The 17,305-nt window shown below is 69.4% G+C and carries 15 protein-coding genes; 6 read left to right on the top strand and 9 right to left on the bottom strand.

Annotated elements, in window-relative coordinates:
• The first annotated feature begins 84 nt into the window (after positions 1–84).
• On the top strand, positions 85–1,296 hold the full coding sequence (locus QE412_RS11185) for an ROK family protein (protein ID WP_307483556.1): 1,212 nt from the start codon (positions 85–87) through the stop codon (positions 1,294–1,296).
• Positions 1,297–1,306: 10 nt separating this feature from the next.
• On the opposite strand, the gene QE412_RS11180 is transcribed toward QE412_RS11185, so the two are convergent.
• Both QE412_RS11180 and QE412_RS11175 read right to left on the bottom strand, forming a co-directional pair.
• Entirely contained in the window at positions 1,307–2,419 is a 1,113-nt protein-coding gene (locus tag QE412_RS11180; RefSeq protein ID WP_307483554.1) for an acyltransferase family protein, read from the bottom strand.
• 220 nt (positions 2,420–2,639) lie between these two features.
• Positions 2,640–3,743 (bottom strand): glycosyltransferase family 4 protein, encoded by a 1,104-nt coding sequence (locus QE412_RS11175; protein WP_307483551.1) that lies wholly within the window; start codon positions 3,741–3,743, stop codon positions 2,640–2,642.
• 283 nt (positions 3,744–4,026) lie between these two features.
• On the opposite strand from QE412_RS11175, the gene QE412_RS11170 reads away from it, so the two are divergent.
• Positions 4,027–5,253: a glycosyltransferase family 4 protein gene (locus tag QE412_RS11170; RefSeq protein ID WP_307483547.1), complete on the top strand. Its 1,227-nt coding sequence runs from the start codon at positions 4,027–4,029 to the stop codon at positions 5,251–5,253.
• On the top strand, positions 5,250–6,329 hold the full coding sequence (locus tag QE412_RS11165; RefSeq protein ID WP_307483543.1) for a glycosyltransferase family 2 protein: 1,080 nt from the start codon (positions 5,250–5,252) through the stop codon (positions 6,327–6,329). The genes QE412_RS11170 and QE412_RS11165 overlap by 4 nt, the downstream gene beginning before the upstream one ends.
• Here the strand turns inward: QE412_RS11165 and QE412_RS11160 are convergent.
• Entirely contained in the window at positions 6,292–7,644 is a 1,353-nt protein-coding gene (locus QE412_RS11160; RefSeq protein WP_307483541.1) for an O-antigen ligase family protein, read from the bottom strand. The two genes, QE412_RS11165 and QE412_RS11160, sit on opposite strands and share 38 nt — an antisense overlap.
• 180 nt (positions 7,645–7,824) lie before the next feature.
• Here QE412_RS11160 and QE412_RS11155 point away from each other — a divergent pair, with 180 nt between their 5' ends.
• Positions 7,825–9,312 carry a lipopolysaccharide biosynthesis protein gene (locus tag QE412_RS11155; protein WP_307483540.1) on the top strand — a complete coding sequence of 496 codons (1,488 nt, stop codon included), beginning with the start codon at positions 7,825–7,827 and terminating at the stop codon, positions 9,310–9,312.
• Between the two features lie 7 nt (positions 9,313–9,319).
• On the opposite strand, the gene QE412_RS11150 is transcribed toward QE412_RS11155, so the two are convergent.
• From QE412_RS11150 to QE412_RS11140, 3 genes are read right to left on the bottom strand one after another with little or no spacing between them, the layout of a single operon-like run.
• Positions 9,320–10,249, bottom strand: coding sequence for a 2-hydroxyacid dehydrogenase (locus tag QE412_RS11150; protein WP_307483539.1), 930 nt, complete (start codon positions 10,247–10,249; stop codon positions 9,320–9,322).
• Positions 10,246–11,721 (bottom strand): NAD(P)-binding domain-containing protein, encoded by a 1,476-nt coding sequence (locus QE412_RS11145; RefSeq protein ID WP_307483538.1) that lies wholly within the window; start codon positions 11,719–11,721, stop codon positions 10,246–10,248. Before QE412_RS11145 ends, QE412_RS11150 begins: the two co-directional genes overlap by 4 nt.
• Positions 11,721–11,873 (bottom strand): hypothetical protein, encoded by a 153-nt coding sequence (locus QE412_RS11140; RefSeq protein ID WP_307483535.1) that lies wholly within the window; start codon positions 11,871–11,873, stop codon positions 11,721–11,723. Before QE412_RS11140 ends, QE412_RS11145 begins: the two co-directional genes overlap by 1 nt.
• 972 nt (positions 11,874–12,845) lie before the next feature.
• Between QE412_RS11140 and QE412_RS11135 the strand changes: the two genes are divergently transcribed.
• Complete coding sequence (locus QE412_RS11135; RefSeq protein ID WP_307483532.1) at positions 12,846–14,030, top strand: helix-turn-helix transcriptional regulator; 1,185 nt, start codon at positions 12,846–12,848, stop codon at positions 14,028–14,030.
• A 62-nt stretch (positions 14,031–14,092) separates the two neighbouring features.
• Here QE412_RS11135 and QE412_RS11130 read toward each other — a convergent pair whose 3' ends face one another.
• Genes QE412_RS11130 through purS form a run of 3 tightly spaced genes read right to left on the bottom strand, consistent with a single transcriptional unit; the run spans position 14,093 to position 15,770 of the window.
• Positions 14,093–14,806, bottom strand: a complete 714-nt coding sequence (locus QE412_RS11130; RefSeq protein WP_307483530.1) for a GntR family transcriptional regulator — start codon at positions 14,804–14,806, stop codon at positions 14,093–14,095.
• An 11-nt stretch (positions 14,807–14,817) separates the two neighbouring features.
• On the bottom strand, positions 14,818–15,525 hold the full coding sequence (gene purQ / locus QE412_RS11125; RefSeq protein WP_307483528.1) for a phosphoribosylformylglycinamidine synthase subunit PurQ: 708 nt from the start codon (positions 15,523–15,525) through the stop codon (positions 14,818–14,820).
• Complete coding sequence (purS, locus tag QE412_RS11120; RefSeq protein ID WP_307483526.1) at positions 15,522–15,770, bottom strand: phosphoribosylformylglycinamidine synthase subunit PurS; 249 nt, start codon at positions 15,768–15,770, stop codon at positions 15,522–15,524. Before purS ends, purQ begins: the two co-directional genes overlap by 4 nt.
• Positions 15,771–15,977: 207 nt before the next feature.
• Here purS and QE412_RS11115 point away from each other — a divergent pair, with 207 nt between their 5' ends.
• Positions 15,978–17,255: an ABC transporter substrate-binding protein gene (locus tag QE412_RS11115; protein WP_307483523.1), complete on the top strand. Its 1,278-nt coding sequence runs from the start codon at positions 15,978–15,980 to the stop codon at positions 17,253–17,255.
• The last annotated feature ends 50 nt before the right edge of the window (positions 17,256–17,305 follow it).

The raw sequence follows: 17,305 nt of genomic DNA, 5'->3' as shown, positions 1-17,305 counted from the left end.
GGCTCCCCATCCGTACCGTTCCCTTCGCGCGCTCGACTGCGTGTTCCGGCCCGACGATGGGATGATGGGGGAGGTGCCCTCCTCATGACCCCTGCCGTGTTCGAGCCAGCGACGCCGCTCGCGCCCCCGGCTGGTCGTACGACCAACGACCTGATCCGGCAGCAGAACCTCGCGTCCGTCCTGTCGTTGCTGCACTCCCGGGGAGCGCTCTCACGGGCGCAGCTGGGCGCGACGACCGGGCTCAACCGCTCGACCGTCACCGGCCTGGTCATGGAGCTCACCGAACTGGGTCTCGTGCGCGAGGCCGCGAGCAGCGAACGCACCGGCAAGGTGGGCCGCCCCACCCTCGACCTCGAGCCCGAGGACCATGTCGCGGCCCTCAGCGTGCGCGCCGAGCCGCACGCCGTGACCGTGGCCCTGGTAGGGCTCGGTGGCGTGGTGCACGCGCGACTGCGTCATGACACCGCCAGCCCGCCGTCGCCGCGCCGCTTCGTGCAGATCGTCGCGTCGTCGGTCGAGGCCATGCGCGCCGACATCGACCGGCACTATCGGGTCGTGGGGGCGGGGCTCGCCGTGCCCGGACTGGTCAACGCCAACGGTTCGGTGCTCGTCTCGCCCACCCTCGGTTGGAAGCGCGATCCCGTATCGGCGCGCCTGAGTGACGAGCTGGGCATGCCCGTGGCCGCCGGCAACGACGCGAGCATCGGCGCTCTCGCCGAGTCGCGATTCGGTGTGGGAGTCGGCGTGAACAACCTGCTCTACCTCGGCGGCGCCATGCACAGCATCGGCGGCGGCCTCATCATCGACGGCACGCTGCTGCGCGGCACCTCGGGGTACGCCGGCGAGCTGGGTCACACGGTGGTCGACCCGCGCGGTCGCGCCTGCGTGTGCGGTCGCCGTGGATGCCTCGAGGCCGAGGTCAGCCTCGACATCCTCGAGCCGCTGCTGGGTCGCCGCAAGCTCGACGAAGACGAACTCGACGTCGAACTCGGTGTCGCCCGCAACCCGCGCGTCATGGCCGAGGTCACCCGGCAGGTCGAGATGCTGTCGCTGGCGTTGACCAACTTCGTCAACGCCTTCGCCCCCGAGACCGTGGTGCTCTCCGGCTACCTGGGCGCCCTGCTCTCGGTCAGCCGCGAGCGCCTCGCCGACGCGGTGCGGGTTCACCCGCTGGGCGCCGAGGGACGCACGATCCGTCTCGAGCGTGCGCACCTGCGTTCCCGCCTCATGCTGATCGGCCCCGCCGAACTCGCATTCGCCGATCTGCTCTCCAACCCGGCGGGCTTCCGCGGCTGAACGTGGTTCGTCAGTCGCGCGTGGCCGTCGCGGCGACGGCTCGTCGGGTGCGTTCCGCCCGGCGCCCGGCGAGCCGATGACCCCATCGGTTGAGGGGTGCTTCGACGAGGCGGTACGAGATCCAGGCCAGCACGAGCGCCCCGGCCAGCCCGAGCGGGTACTGCACCCACGGCGGCACGGCGGCAGGCAGCTTCTCGAGCGCGTTCAGCACGAAGGCGTGCGTCAGATAGAACGAGTAGCTCACCATGCCGATGAACAGCAGCGGGCGCACGCTGAGCAGCGCGGCAGCGGCGCCGGCGGGCGCCGTGAACAGGGAGACGATCGTGAGCGCCCAGAGAAGGCCGTAGGGCACGTACCAGGCCGCGCCGATCGGGATGGCGGGCGACAGCACCATCGCCAGGCTCGTTCCGAGCAGCACCCATGTCATCCATCGCCGCCCGAGAAGGCGAGCGAGCACGGTGAACGAGCCGCGGTAGTGCAGCCCCGCGGCCACGAGCACGCCCAGGATGATGTGCACGTAGGGCTGGGTCACGCGCGCGAGGGGGGTACCGAACCCGACGACCGTGAGCACGCCGCCGGCGACGAGGAGGAGGGGGACGAGCACACTCCACCGACGGCGCAGCAGCAGGAAGCCCACCACCGGCCACACGAGGTAGAACTTGTCCTCGATGCCGATCGACCAGGCGCCCGAGAAGGGAGCGGGGTTGTCGAGGGTGTTGGTGAGCTGCACGATCTCGGGGAACCCCAGCAGGTAGCCCGGGAGAGCGTGGACGAACTCCTCCCGGCGGTCGGGCTGAGCACCCACCACGAAGATGAGCACGCAGTACACCGCCAGTACGAACAGATACACCGGCAGGATGCGGAAGGCGCGGCGGATGTAGAAGGCGCCGGAGTCGACCGGACCGGTGTCGCTCTCTCTCAGCAGCAGTGTCGTGATGATGAAGCCGGAGATGACGAAGAACAGCGTCACGCCCACGCCGCCCTGGATCGCGTTCCACGGCCCGGGGGCTTTCACATGCCCGGTGAACACCAACAGGATCGCGATCGCGCGCAGCCCGTCCAGCGGAAGGAGTCGCTTCGTGCTGCGGAAAGAGTCGTACGACCTCTCGACGGTGTTTCTCATCTCGCCTTCCAGGGCTGGGGTCGGTGCCGGTGCATGCACCCGTTCCAGCGGAAGCGGGGAGGGGCGCGCGTGCCCCGCCAGGATGCCGCGCGGAGCCGGCGCCCTTCGCCCCGACCCGGGGCGAACGGTGTCCTGGCGAGCTTTCGGGGCCAACGATTCACCCGTGCCTTCATCACTTGTCGCTCCGCGGAACCCTCGGCCGAGAGGGCCGTGCATCCCGTCAGGGCTGGAGGGCGTTGCGATACGCGTCGAGGGTCCGCAGTGCCATCCACCGCCAGGAGTACATCTCCGCGCGCCGACGCCCGCGTTCGCGGAGCCGGTCGGCGAGATCGTCGTCGGTGAGCACGCGTGAGAGTGCGGCCTGGATGGCGGGAACCCGTCGAGGGTCGAAGTACTCCGCGGCGTCGCCGTAGACCTCGGGCAGGCAGGTCGCGTCGCTGCTGACCACGGGACAGCCGTGCCGCATCGCCTCGAGCCCGGGGAGCCCGAATCCCTCGTAGAGAGACGGGAAGGCGTACACCGCCGCGTTCTCGTACAACCATCGCAGCTGCCCGTCCGACACGAAGCCGGTGAAGTGCACGCTTGCCCGCGTGCGCGCGTCGAGGGACTCGACCAGCTGTGCACCGTCGGCGTCGATCCTGCCGGCGACGACGAGCCCGACGGTGTCGCCGTCGGCGCGCAGACGGAGGACGGCATCGATCAGGCGGCGGAGATTCTTGTACGGCACCTGGGTGCCCACGTAGAGCACGAACCGTGGGAAGGGCACCGGAACCGGCCGGGCGGCATCGGTGATCGGATCGGCCGCCGGGTAGGTTACCGTCACTCGGCCGGGAACGGCTCGCGTGTACGAGATCAGATCCCGTCCCGAGTAGCGGCTGACGACGAGATTGGCCCGCGAGCGGTGCGCGAAGACGGCGAAGGCGCCGGCGCCGATGAGGCGTTTGAGCAGTGACACCACGCGATGCTTCTTGTGGTTGCGGATCTTCAGCAGGGTCATGTCGTGGAAGGTCGTGACCCGGGGCGCTCCCACGTACAGCGGCTGCTGCGGCATGGCGAAGTGCACCAGGTCAGGACGCAGGCGCCGCAGTTCGCGGGAGAAGCCCGTCTGCTCCCGGATGGAGAAGTAGGGGGTGTCGGTGCCGACTTTCGAAAAGCGTGGGTTCGTCGGCTCCCACGCGGCGAGCTGCGTGCGGGGGAGCACGACCGTGTAGCGGTGGTCGGTGTCGATGCTCTCGAGATTCTCGATGAGCTTGCGCGTGTACCGGCCGGTGGACGTGAACATCGATCGGGCATCGATCACGATGTGGGCGGGGGGAGGGGTCACGGTCTCGTCTCTTCTCGGGCGGGGCTGCGCCGAGTATGACCGTCGCCGTGGCGGCGCGTTCACGGCCGCGGCGGATTCCCGCCCCGCGCGAATGGGGTGATCAGCGGGGTGAAGTTGGATGCGGAAAGGATCGCCGGGATCGCGGCGGTCGCCCCGCGCACCTCGATCCGGCGCCGGCGACGCCGTCCGGTCCCCGCCCGCTGGATTGATACCTTCCCCGAGATCCCGCGGTGTTCGCGGCAGAACGACGTTGCCCGTCGCGGGAACACGGTGAGGAGAAGCCATGCGGATCGTCAGTGTGGTCGCGCACGTCCCCTACACCGGCATCCCCCACGCCGGGGGGCAGTACGTGCTCGCGCACCTCAGGGCATTGCGCACGCTCGGGCACGACGTGACGGTGGTCGCCCCCGACTGGAGGGGCAACGACGAGGCCGCCCGCCGCCTGCGAGCCGAACTCGACGTCGACGTCGTCGTCTGCTCACCGGGCCTGCCGCGACCGTGGGACGAGTGGCTGGACACCCAGCAGATCCGGCTGTTCCCCGTCCGCCCGCCGCGGCGGTTCGCCCGCGCCGTCCTCCGCTCCCGTCCGGTACGCGAGGCCGTGGCGAGCGGCGAGCTCATCGAGGCCCACTGGACGGAGATGGGCTGGATCAGCCGCGCGTTGCGCACGCGGCGTCGCGACATCAGGCGCGTCGTCGTCGCGCACGACGTGATCGTGCAGACGTACGAGCGCATCTTCGCCACCACGCGGAGGTGGTCGCTCGCGTGGGTGCTCGGCCTGTGGCGCAACCGGGCGGTGGTCCGCGACGAGGGACGGCTGTACCGAGGAATGGACGCGGTCGTCGTCTTCAGCGAGAAAGACGCCCGTTTCGTGCGCGGTCTGGGCGTCCGCGCCGACCGAGCCGTCGTCGTGCGCCCGCCCTTCGGGGGCGATGCGGGGGCGGCGGAGTGCGCTCCGCCCGATGGTCCGCCCACCGTCGTCTTCGTCGGGGCCTTCTTCCGCGACGTGAACGCCCAGGCGGCGCAGTGGCTCATCGACGGCATCGTCCCGCTCGTGCGCGCGCGGCGCCCGGACGTGCGCTTCATCATGGCCGGCGCGGGCCCGACTCCGGCGATGGTCGCGGCGGCGGCGGCCGATCCGCTGCTGACCGTGACCGGAGAGGTGCCCTCGCTAGAGCCGTCGTACGCGTCGGCGACCGCGGTGGTCGTCCCGCTGCTCATGGGGGCGGGCCTGAAGTTCAAGACGGTGGAGGCGCTGATGCGCGGTATCCCTGTGGTGTCGACGACGGTAGGAGCGGAGGGGCTCACCGGTGAGGGCGAGACCGGCGGCCTCGTCGTCGCCGATGAGCCCGATGCCATCGCGGCGGCGCTCCTGCGCATCCTCGACGACCCGCAGCGGGCCTGGCGGGAAGCCCAGCGCTCGCGTGAGTGGGCGCGGTCGGCGTTCTCGCTCGAGACCTACCCGGCGCGTCTGGAAGACGCCCTGTTCGCACGAGGAGAGCGTCGATGAGCGCAGCAGTGGTCATCCCGAACTGGAACGGACGGGAGGATCTCCCCGCGTGCCTGGACTCCCTGCGGCGTCAGACGCTTCCGGTCGAGGTCATCGTGGTCGAGAACGGCTCCACCGACGGCTCGGTGGAGATGCTCCGCGAGAGCTACCCCGACGTCACCGTGCTGGTGCAAGCGGTGAACCTCGGCTTCGCCGGCGGTGTGAACGCGGGGATCCGCTACGCGCTGCACCGCGGGCACGACGCCATCGCGCTGCTGAACAACGACGCCGTCGCCGACGCCGAATGGATGCGGGCGCTCGTCGCCGAGATGTCCCGCGATGATCGTGTCGGGATGGTCGCGAGCAAGTTCGTCACCATGGACGGTGCGCGCCTGGACAGTACGGGCGAGTGCTACTCGACGTGGGGTCTGCCGTTCCCCCGCGGCCGTGGCGAGGAACGATTGGACGCCTATGACGAGGCGACCGAGTTGTTCGGAGCCAGCGGCGGATCGACGCTGTACCGTGCGGACATGTTGCGCGACGTGGGCCTGTTCGACGAGGACTTCTTCGCCTACTTCGAAGACGTCGACCTGAGTTGGCGGGCGCAGCTGCGAGGATGGCGGGTGCGCCTCGCCCCGGATGCCATCGCCTACCACCGCATCGGTGCGACGAGCGGGCGTATCCCGGGGTTCACGACATATCAGACGCTGAAGAACCTGTTGTGGCTGGCGACGAAGAACGTGCCGCTGCGTCTCCTGCCGACGATCGCTCCGCGCCTCGCCTTCGCCTACTCCCTGACGTTCGCGCGTGCGGTGCTGCGCGGTCAGGGGGTGACCGCGGTGAGGGCTTTGGCCGTCGCCGCAGTGAAGATGCCCAAGAAGCTTCGAGAGCGTCGCGTCGTCCAGGCGGGTCGTCGTGCCGGCGACGACGTGCTGCGTCCCCTGCTCACCTGGGACCTGCCTCCGGGCTCGACCAACCTGCGCCGTGTGCGGTCGATGGCTCGACGCGTCATGCCGTGGCGCGAGCGCGGTCGGGCGCGAGACGCCGAGGGCGCTGCGCCTATCGACGGTGGCGGCGCAGCTCCGAGGCGGCACTGAATTCACCCGTAGACCCACCCGGGACGCGAGTGCCGTCTGGCGCCACTCTCGGGCTCTGCGTGGCGATGACGAACATCGGTACCAGCATCGCCGCGAACAGGGTGTCGGGGGCCTCGACGCGCCACGCCGACTCGGTGATCGAGACGCTCACCAGCACGCACAGGAATGCGAATGCTCCCACCCGCTCCCGGTCGGGCAGGCGGCTCGCTATCCGTGCGGAGAACACCACCACGAGTCCGATGAGAGCCACCAGGATCAGGCCCCCCGTGACGGTGTAGGTCACGAAGACATTGTGACCGTGGCCGGCCGCGCTCGACAACGCGGACTTCAGCATCGGGTAGTTGTCGGTGTACCAGCTGTGACCGAGCCCGTACAGCCAGTGGAGACCCCCGAGCTGCGCGAGGTTGAACTGCCAGATGGATCCGCGTTCCGTGTACGCCTCGGGGTCGGTCGTGGTGGAAGGAACCAGCACGACCGCCACGATGAGGGCGGCGAGCACGACCCCGAGAACGCGGGTCAGGTGACGGCGCACCACGACGGTCAGGAGCATGACGACGACCCAGACCGCGGCGCCGAAGAGCGCCGTGCGCGACGCCGACCACACGATGGCGGTGAGGATCACCCCGGCGGTGGCCCAGCGGAGGTACCAGTGCGAGAACAAGCACGTCAGGGGGAGAGCGAGAGCGAGGAAGAGACCGTTGGCGTTGGGGTGGCTGAAGAATCCGGCGAGCAGCGGCAGACCCGTGATCGATTTCTCGGTCGCCTCGTCGAAGCTCTGCGGCATGTACATCAACGTCGGGGCTGACGAGGTCAGCGCCATCGATACGGCGGCGAGGATCGCTCCCAGCACGGCGTAGATCTTGAGGTCCGTCACCCGAGGCTGGATCGCCCAGAAGGTCAGGGCGACGCCCATGGGGAGGATGGTCTGCTCGGGGACGACGTTCCCGCGCATGAACTCGTTGAGGTTGATCCAGATCCACGGCGTCAGGGCCACCAGGAGCGGGACGAGGTCGTTGCGCACGAAGACCACGCGGAAGAGCAGGACGAGCAGCGCGATGATCGCGGGGACCAGGAATCCCACGTACCAGGCTTCGACCACCGGCTGGGAGATCGCCGTCTTCACGCCCTCGACGGCGACCCGTCTGCTCATCGTGAGCGTCTGCGCGATGGAGAGCGAGGCCGACGCGCCCCAGAACAGAAGGAGCAACGCGTACGAGGCGGCGCGGGCCATCGCGGTTCGCTCCGGTGCAACGACGCGGGCGTCGAGCCTGGTGCGAGCCGGTGGCCGCCGATCGACGGGGGCGGTGAGAGTCACCCGGTCAGGCTAGGCGCGTGCCGCGGCGCACCTGTCGGGGGCGTGTGCGGGTATCCAGGGGACCGACCGGGTGAATTACGCCCCGCTATATGGCTCTCTCGCGGACCCGGGCGGTTCGCGAACGTAGCCTTGCCCGGCGACCCCGCCGCTCCTGTGGCCAGGCGCGAGGAGGACCATCACGTGAAGCCCCCCGCATCCACGGGTGCCCGCGCCCGTGGGGCGACGGTGCTGCTGTCGACGCAGTGGCTGCGATACGCGCTGCAGATCGTCAACATCGTCGTCCTGGCCCGACTGATCGGGCCGGCCGACTTCGGCCTCGTGAGCCTGGGACTCGCGATCGTGGGCATTGCCGCGGTCATCGGCGATTTCGGCCTGAGTCTCGCTGCTCTCCGTGAGAAGGACCTCTCCGCGGCCCAGAAGAGCAACCTGTTCTGGATCAACTCCGCCATCGGTGCCGTGCTCGCCCTGCTGGTGGCGTCCGCCGCGGGGCCCATCGCCGCCGCGTTCGACGACGACCGTCTGGTGGCGGTCGTTCTCATCGCCGCCCCCGCATTCCTCCTCCGTGCGGCGACCGCCCAGTTTCAGGTGGAGCTGAACCGCCGGGAGCGGTTCTCGCGGCTGGCCGCGTCAGAGCTCGGCGGGGATGCCGCGGGGGTCGCCACCGCCATCGTCCTCGCTCTCTTCGGCTCGGGCGTCGTGGCTCTCGCGGTGCAGGGAAGCGTGGCCGCTCTGGTCTCGCTCGTGTGGGCCTGTCTCGCGGCGGGCTGGATGCCGGGCCTGCCGCGCCGCGCGCCGATGCGGCACCTGCTCGTGTTCGGTGTGTCCACACTGGCGACGCACGCCGCGCACTACGTGACCACCAACGTCGACACGGTCGCGATGGGCGCCTGGTACCAACCGGCGATCGTGGGGTTCTACACGCGCGCGTTCCAGCTCGTCATGCTGCCCCTGCAGCAGGTGGCCGCGCCGTTGACCCGCGTGGTGCTGCCGCGCCTGGCCGATGTCGCCGACGACGCGCCGGCGCTGAACGACGCACTCGTGCGCGCGCAGAGACTCGTCAGTCACGCGCTGCTCGGGGTCACCGGGCTCATCGTGGTGTGTGCGGGGCCTCTGATCGAGGTCGTCCTCGGTTCCGTGTGGCTGCCCGCGACCCAGTTCCTCCCGATCCTCGCGGCGGGCGCGGTGTTCCAGACCATCGCGTACGCCTACTACTGGGGGTTCGCCGCGAAAGGTCGCTCCGGGGCTCTCTTCGTATCGGAGGTCGTCGGTCGTGTGCCGATGGTCGCTCTGATCCTCGTGCTGGCACCGGTGGTGCCGACGGGGGTCGCGTGGGGTGTGGCGCTGGGCCAGCTTCTCATCTGGGCGTCGGGGACGTTCGTGTTCGCGCCCCGTGCGGGGCTGCCGGTGCGCGCGCTCGTGACGACGGCCGTCGTGCCCCTCGCGGTCAGCGGTGCGGCCACCCTCGGTGCCTGGGCACTCGACGCGGCGGTGCTCACCGCGCTGCCACCGCTGGCGCGGCTCGCCGTGATCGTGCTGACGTGGATGGCGGTGGCGGCGACGGCGCTGGCCGCGATCGGGCGGCGCGATGCTCGATTGATCGTCCGCACGCTGCGCACGATGCTCCCGCAGCGCGGGGCGGATCGCCGCCCTCGCGCCGAGCCGGGGTGAGCCGGGCTCAGCCGCCGATGACGACGTTCAGCGGCTCCTCGCCGACCCGGAGGCGTTCGATCTGACGGCGCACCAGGCGCGCGATGCGCGGGCGCATGGCATCCGTCGCTCCTCCGACGTGCGGAGCGATGAGCACTCCCTCGAGGCCCCAGAGGGGGTGGCCCGGCGGAAGAGGTTCGGGATCGGTGACGTCGAGTGCCGCACGGATGCGGCCGCGGCGCACGTGGTCCACCAGGGCGTCGGTGTCGATGAGCGGACCACGACCGACGTTCACCACGAGTGCCCCATCGGGCAGCGCAGAGAGTGCGGCGTCGTCGATGAGGTGACGCGTCGCGTCGCCTCCGGGGAGCGAGGCCACGAGGATGTCGGTCTCGGCGAGCACGTCGTGCAGCACGCCGAGGGGGAAGACCTCGACGTCGTCCTGCAGACGGCCGTGCGAGGCCACGGCGCGCAGCTCGACGTCGAAGGGTTTCAGGCGGGCCGCGATCGCACGCCCGACGCCACCGAAGCCGAGCAGGCTCACGCGCCGGTCGGCGAGGCCGGCGGAACCGCCCGCGGCCCACTCGCCGCGCTCCTGGGCGCGCACGAAGTCGGGCAGCCGCCGCTGCGCGGCGAGGACCAGGGCGACGGCGAGCTCGGCCGTCGCGGTTTCGTGCACGCTCGAGGCGTTCGCGAAAACGATGCCGGCCGGCAGGCGCCCCTCGACGTTGTCGTAGCCGATGGATTGGCTCTGCAGGAGGCCGGCTTCCACCGTGGAAAGGCTCTTCAGCACGCGGCTCATCGACATGTACGGGAGCACGACCATGTCGAAACGACGGCGTGGAGCCGCGCTCTTCACGTCCCACACCACGACCTCGACGCCCTCGGGAAGCGGCTGGAGATCGTGGCGCAGCTGCTCGGTGGGAACGGACACGGTGAGGGTTCTCTCGGTCGTCACCCTCTCGACGCTACCGTCGTCCTCGTGGGTGCGGGGGGCGTTTGCGCGCGCCGGCCGATGTGCACACCGACGGGGGTGTCGTAGGCCAGGAACTCGGTGAGCAGGGCGTCGGAGTCGCGAATGAAAAGTCGACGCGACAGGGCCGCGGCGAGCTTGGTGGCGCCGCCGACGAGGCCCGGGATCTGGTGGCTCAACATGCCCTGGCTGATACGGGCGCCGTGGTTGAACATGTGGATGCGCGAGAGCACGGCATCCCGATCCCCGTCGCGGCTGACGAGGCCGAAATCGTCGGCGAGATACGGGAAGGTCGACAGGCCCGGGTTCTGGGCCGCGGCCTCGGGGGTCAGGCGGTCGCGCCACAGCAGGGCGTCGGCTGCGACGGCGGCGAGCTCGGGGCGACGAGCGAGGTCGGCGGCGATGCCCGTGGCGGCCAGCACCACGTCGTAGTGATGGATGCCGTGAGGCGTGGTCACGGCGATGTCGGTGCCGGTCCACTCGACGCTCCGCCAGGGCGACGCGGTGAGGAAGCGGAAGTCGTCGAAGGCGTGCGCACGCCAGAGGGCGTTCTGCGTCGCAGGCTGGTCCACGGCCGACAGGTGCACGTTGAACGCCCACTTCTGCGCGTCGGTGAACGAGCCGTAATTCTCGATCAGGCCGATGAACTCCATCCACCGGTACGGGCTCACCTGGGGCATGGCCGGGCGGCGCATGTGCACGTCGACGCGTGCGGCACCGTGCTCCAATGCGGTCGCGGCGTTGTCGAAGGCCCCGGTGCCCGCGCCGAGGATGCCGACCCGCAGGCCGGCGAGGGCGGTGAAATCGATGTCGTCGTGCGTGTGGTGCACGCGGTCGGCGGGGAGGTCGGCGAGCAGGGGCGGGATGTACCGGCCGCCGGCTCCTTCGATGCCGGTGGCGAGCACGACGTGGTGTGCCGGCAGGATCCACTGCCCGTCGGGCCCGTCGAGGAAGAGGTCGAGGGGGCCGTCGTCGGTGGTCGGAGTGATCGCGCGTACCCGGGTGTCGGTCACCACCGTGATGTCGGAGACCTCGCGGTACCACCGTAGAAAGCCCTGCCACGCCGTCGTGGGGAAGTATTCCAGCGCCTCCCATGCGGCGTCGCCGTAGACCGCCTCGAACCAGGCGCGCGGGGTCACCGCGGGGGTGCCCCACGTGGGCCAGGCGATGTCTTTGGGGGTTCGCAGCGTGTGCATGCGGGCGTAGGTCGTCCACGGGCCCGCCGCGCCCGCGGGTGCGGCGTCGAGCACGACGACGTCGGACACGCCGCGCCGACGCAGACCACGCGCGAGCACGAGCCCCGCCTGGCCGGCACCGACGATGACGACGGGGCGGATGCCCTGTCGGGTCCGCACCCAGGGACGCTCCTCGCCCGTGCTGAGGGCGGCTTGGTGTGTCGCCTCGCGCTCGAGGCCGGCCAGTCGGGCGGGAGCGTCGGGCAGGGGCGTGAGCATCATCAGCGCTCGTCGATCACGACACGTACGCCGAAGGCGTCGTCGAGGCGATGATTGTGGTGATCGGTGACGTTGGTGTCGTCGAGTTCGAGGTTGACGAAGTCCATGCTCGGTTCGGCGAAGAAAGGCCCCGCGTGCCAGGTGCCCTTGCGCATCGTGATCGCCGTACGCGGCGGGATGCGGAAAGCACGCAGATCGTCGAGCGTGGGCGCGTCGATACCCGGGCGCGGCGACGGCGATGGTCCATTCGACGTCGCCCACCGACATCAGCGTCTGCGTGGTTTCGAGGTGCCGGGTCACTCGCACGAACTCCGCGGGCTTGTCTTCGAGGTGCATGAGGTAGAAGCGGGGGATGCCGTTGGACACGTCGAGCACGGCCTCCTCGGCCGTGAACGGGGTGCCGTCCTCCATGGGGGTGAGCACCACACCGAACGGGTCGAAGCCGGCGGGGGTGACGATCTCGGATGTCAGGACGTGGGGGGTGAGGGTGTCGGACACGGCGACTCGCTTTCATCGGGTAGCCCGAGCGTACACTTGTCCAACAAGTTTACTGCGCGCAGTGTCGACAACGTCATCCACCGGTTACGTCGCAGAAATACGCGAGGAGTCGTCGAGACGCGCTTACTCGCTCCGGGGGGATTTTCTTCGATCTGGTCCTGCATACTCGAATTCTGGAGAGCGGCGCGAATCATTAGTACCCGGTTACTACCTGTTCAGTGAGTATGCCATCGAGAAGTCGGTCCATAGATATTCGGCCGTTGGTGCTTATGGGTCCGGTGTATAACTGAGTCCGCGGAACGATGGTTCCGTATCGATGCGATAGATGTTTCGTGCGATGTGAATACATGAAGGAGCCCGCCCGGATGAATGTCTCACTATCGACGATGAGTGATCGTCGCGCTCGATGTGGGGGAGATGCCGTTGCGCAGGCCGTCCTCGGTGATCCGGATCTCGTTACCGATATGGCCTTGACGACCGCGTGGTCGATCTATCCCGATCTTCCGCCCGTCGTTACCGGCGACGACGACGCCATTCACGTCGGTGCGTGTCTTCTCGCCTCCGCCCGTCTCGACGATCTGGCTCGGTGTCGCGCGATCCTCGCGCGCTACTGGCGTGACAGCCTGTTCGTGTTCGCGGGAACCCTGCGCGACGCCTCGACATTCGTCCTCGAGACCAGCGCGGCCGAGGCGTGGTGCGCCCTGGGTGAGCCCTCGCACGCACGCGTCCATGCGAATCGCTCGCTGAGCTTCGCGAGCGGGCCCTTCCAGCAGGCGAAGAGCAAGGCGTTGTCAGCCCTGTGCATCGCATTGCATGGCGACATCGGCCGGGCGGTCACGCTCTTGGGCGAGAGCGACCTCCCGGACGGGAGCGAGCTCGACTCCTCGGTGCGGGGCATCTACCCGCGGGCGCTGGCGCGTGTTCTCATCGCCTCCGCCAGCGCCGATGCGCGAGAACTCCGCAATGTCGCGTCCGACCTGCGGTTCGTGGGCGCGGGCTTGGACTACCGACGCATGGCGGCGGAGGCGGCGCTCGTCCAGGCGCAGATTCTCGAGGGCTCGGTGGACGAGGGGATCGCGTCGGGGATGGCTCTGCTATCGCTGGGCGCTCGCGCAGGACAGGCCATGGTTCGCGCCCTCCTGGCGAGCGTGATCTTCGACGCGTACCTCATCCGCGGAGAACCTCGGCGGGCGTTGTCCGTGCTCGAGGCGCAGCCGGAACCTCCCGGGTCGGTGACGTGCGGGAACGTGCAGCGTGCCTACGCGTACTCGCTCATGCGCGACGACCGGAGGGTTCTCCGCGAGACGTCGATGTGCATGTCGCGGTTGACCGGCCACAGCATCCGCGTCATGGTGCCGCTGGCCATGGTGCGGGGTCTTTCCTGCTTCCGTCTCGGTCAACGTGCTCGTGCGCGACAGCATTTCATCGACGGCTTGCAATTGGCTCTGCGTGCGGAGGTCTCTTTCACCTCGTTCATCGGCCTCGACGCCGGGGATCTGAAATCCGCTCTGTTATCGCTCGATAACATCTCGCCGGAACTCACCTCGATGGTGGCTGCGATCATCGAATTCATTGAAAGAAAAGGTGGAAGATCCGAATCCGTCTCACTTCCGCGCCTCACCGGCCGGGAGCGTGAGTTGGCATGGGGTCTTTATCGCGCACTCTCCAATTCGGAACTCGCATCATCGGCGGGGTCGAGCGTGAATACGGTGAAAGCGCAATTGCGGACCCTCTACAAGAAGCTGAACGTGACGGACCGGAAAGGCGCGGTGGAGTATCTGGACGCGCGCGACTTCTTCCTCGACGGCGAGTAGACACAGCCCGCACGTGTTCCTCGGTCGAGAAGGGTCGTCGAACGCTCAGAGCAGCGCGACGATCAGGAGCGCACGCGGCGGATGAGGGCGTTGCGCAAGCCCGCGGGCGCGGTCAGCTGCACCTCGCGCGACCAGTAACCGATCGCGTCGTCGGCCCCGTAGCCGCAGTAGGTCATCTCGATCACGGGCGTGCCGGGCTCGGCATCCAGGATCGCGGCACGCGCGGCATCCAGGGCGATCGCGTCGATCCACATGGTCTCCCAGGCGACGCGGATGCCGTTGGCCGCCTCGGCGAGGTCGAACACGGGTCGTTGCGGGTCGAGGTCGACCACCCGGGTCACGGGGACGAGGTCTTCGGCCAGGGCGTAGGGGGCGCCGTCGACGCGCCACATCTTCGTCGTGCGCAGCACGTCGGCCCCGTCGGGGAGGTCGTCGTACCGTTGCGTCCCCGCGGCGAGGGTCATGCGGTCGGCGGAGACGACCTCGAGCGTCGGCTCGTACCCCGCTGCGCGAATCGACAGCGAGTGGTCGAACTGCTCATCGATACGCCGGCCGACGCCGGGCAGGCGGCGGTTCGGCGACGTGCGGGCTCCCTGGGTGCGGTGCACGTAGCCCCGCTCCTCGAGGCGGATGAGGGCCTCGCGCACCGAGTTGCGGCTCGCGCCGGTCAGTTCGGCGAGACGCGGTTCCGACGGCAGGGTGTCGGCATCCGCTCGCCAGAGGTGCAAGATGCGATCGATCAGCGCGTCCTGGTCGGGAGCGCGCTTGTCGGTCACGGCGTGCGTGGTCAGGCCGCGGCGCCCACCACGGCGGCGATCGCCGAGGTGAAGAAGCCCAGGCCGTCGACGCCCGAACGCATCGCGGCGGAGGTACCGGGGCCGAAGCCCGGCTCGACCGCGTGCTCGGGGTGCGGCATGAGACCGACGACGTTCCCGCGCTCGTTGGTGAGGCCGGCGATGTCATCGAGCGAGCCGTTGGGGTTGACGCCCAGGTAGCGGAAGGCCACGAGGCCCTCGCCGTTGACCCGCGCGAGGGTCTCGGTGTCGGCGATGTATCCGCCGTCGGCGTTCTTGAGCGGGATGACGATCTCGTCGCCTTCGGTGAAGTCGCTCGTCCACGCGGTGGAGGCGTTCTCGACGCGCAGGCGCTGGTCGCGACGGATGAACTGCTGGTGCGCGTTGCGGATCAGACCGCCCGGCAGCAGGTGCGCCTCGACGAGCATCTGGAAGCCGTTGCAGATGCCGAGCACGGGCATACCCTTGGCGGCGGCGTCTTTGACCTCGGCCATGATCGGCGCGAACGCCGCGATGGCGCCGGCGCGCAGGTAGTCGCCGTAGCTGAACCCGCCGGGCAGGACGAGGGCGTCGACGCCCTTCAGGTCGTGTTCACCGTGCCACAGGGCGACGGGCTCGCCACCGGCGAGACGGATCGCGCGCTGCGCGTCGCGGTCGTCGAGCGAGCCGGGGAAGGTGATGACCCCGATGCGAGCCGTCACTCGACGACCTCGATGTTCACGACATCCTCGATGACCGCGTTCGACAGCATGTCGTCGGCGAGCTCGCGCGCGCGGGCCAGGGTGGCTTCGTCGACCTCTCCCTCGACGGTGAGCTCGAAGCGCTTGCCGATGCGCACATCGGAGAAACGGTTCTCGCCGAGCCGCGAGAGGGCGCCGGCGACGGCCTTCCCCTGCGGGTCGAGAAGCTCGGCCTTGGGCATGACGTCGACGACGATGGTGGGCACAGCAGCTCCAGAAGTCGGTGGGGTTGTCCCGCCATTCTACGCGAGGCTCGCCTGGCGCCGCGGCACGCCGTTGCTGTGTGGGAGCGCTCTCTTGACGACGTGGGAGCGATCCCATACTGTCGTCCCCATCGGTGAGAGCGCTCCCACGTTCGAGGCAGCGAGAGCCGCGCACCTCGCCGATTCGCATCCACCACAAAGGAGTGTTCTGTGAAATCACGTGCCCTGCGCCGCATCGCCCTCACGGCGGCCGTCGCTTCCACATCCGCCCTCGTGCTCGCCGGGTGCTCCGGTGGCGGCGGTGCCGCCGCGGGCGGCGGCGACGAGGAGGTCACCCTCACCGTCGCCACGTTCAACGACTTCGGTTACACCGACGAACTGCTCGCCGCGTACACCGCGGAGCACCCGAACGTGAAGATCGTCCACAACCGCGCCGCCAAGTCGAACGACGCCCGCGCCAACTACTTCCAGAAGCTGGGCAAGTCGGGCCTGGCCGACATCGAAGCCATCGAGGTCGATTGGCTGCCCGAGGTCATGAAGTACTCCGACCTCCTCGCTCCCGTTCCCACCGATCTGCAGGGCCGGTGGCTCGACTGGAAGGAGAAGGCGGCGACGGATTCGGCCGGCAACCTCATCGGCTACGGCACCGACATCGGCCCCGAGGCCGTCTGCTACCGGGCCGACCTGTTCGAGGCCGCGGGTCTGCCGTCCGACCCGGCCGAGGTCGCCTCCGCCCTCCAGGGCGACTGGTCCGCCTACTTCGCCATGGGCGACACGTACGTCGCCGCCACGGGCAAGCCGTTCTTCGACTCCGCCGGCAGCGTGTACCAGGGCATGATCAACCAGGTCGAGGCCGCCTACGAGAACCCCGACTCCGGGGAGATCACGGCCACGACCAACCCCGAGGTCAAGAAGATCTACACGCAGACGCTCGACGCCGCGAAGACCCAGTCCGCGCATTTCGAGCAGTGGTCGACCGACTGGTACGCGGGCATGGCCAACGGCGCTTTCGCGACGCTCATGTGCCCGGGCTGGATGCTGACGCAGATCGAGGGCAACGCCCCCGAGGTCGCGGGCTGGAAGATCGCCGACGTCTTCCCCAACGGCGGCGGTAACTGGGGCGGTTCGTATCTGACCGTTCCCGCCAACGGGGCCCACGTTGCCGAGGCCCAGGCGCTGGCCGACTGGCTGACCTCGCCCGAGCAGCAGGTGAAGTTCTTCCAGCAGGCGGGCACCTTCCCGAGCCAGGTCGACGCCCTCAAGGCGCCCGAGCTGCTCGAAGCCACCAACGCCTACTTCGGCGACGCCGCCATCGGCGAGATCTTCAGCGCGCGCGCCGAAGCGGTCAGTGTGACCCCGTTCAAGGGCGAGTACTACTTCCAGGTCAACGACGCGATGCAGAAGGCGCTCACCCGCGTCGAGAGCAACACGCAGGACGCCCAGGCCTCGTGGGACCAGTGGGTCTCGCAGGTGGATGCCATCGGCTGACGCCGGACCCCGCGGGCCGGGCGCCGTGTGCGCCCGGCCCGCACCCCCGG

Origin of the sequence: Microbacterium trichothecenolyticum, from assembly GCF_030818955.1 — a bacterium.
In the GTDB taxonomy this organism is placed as follows: domain Bacteria; phylum Actinomycetota; class Actinomycetes; order Actinomycetales; family Microbacteriaceae; genus Microbacterium; species Microbacterium trichothecenolyticum_B.
Note: the sequence above shows the minus strand (reverse complement) of the source record. Positions and strands in the feature narration are given on the sequence as shown.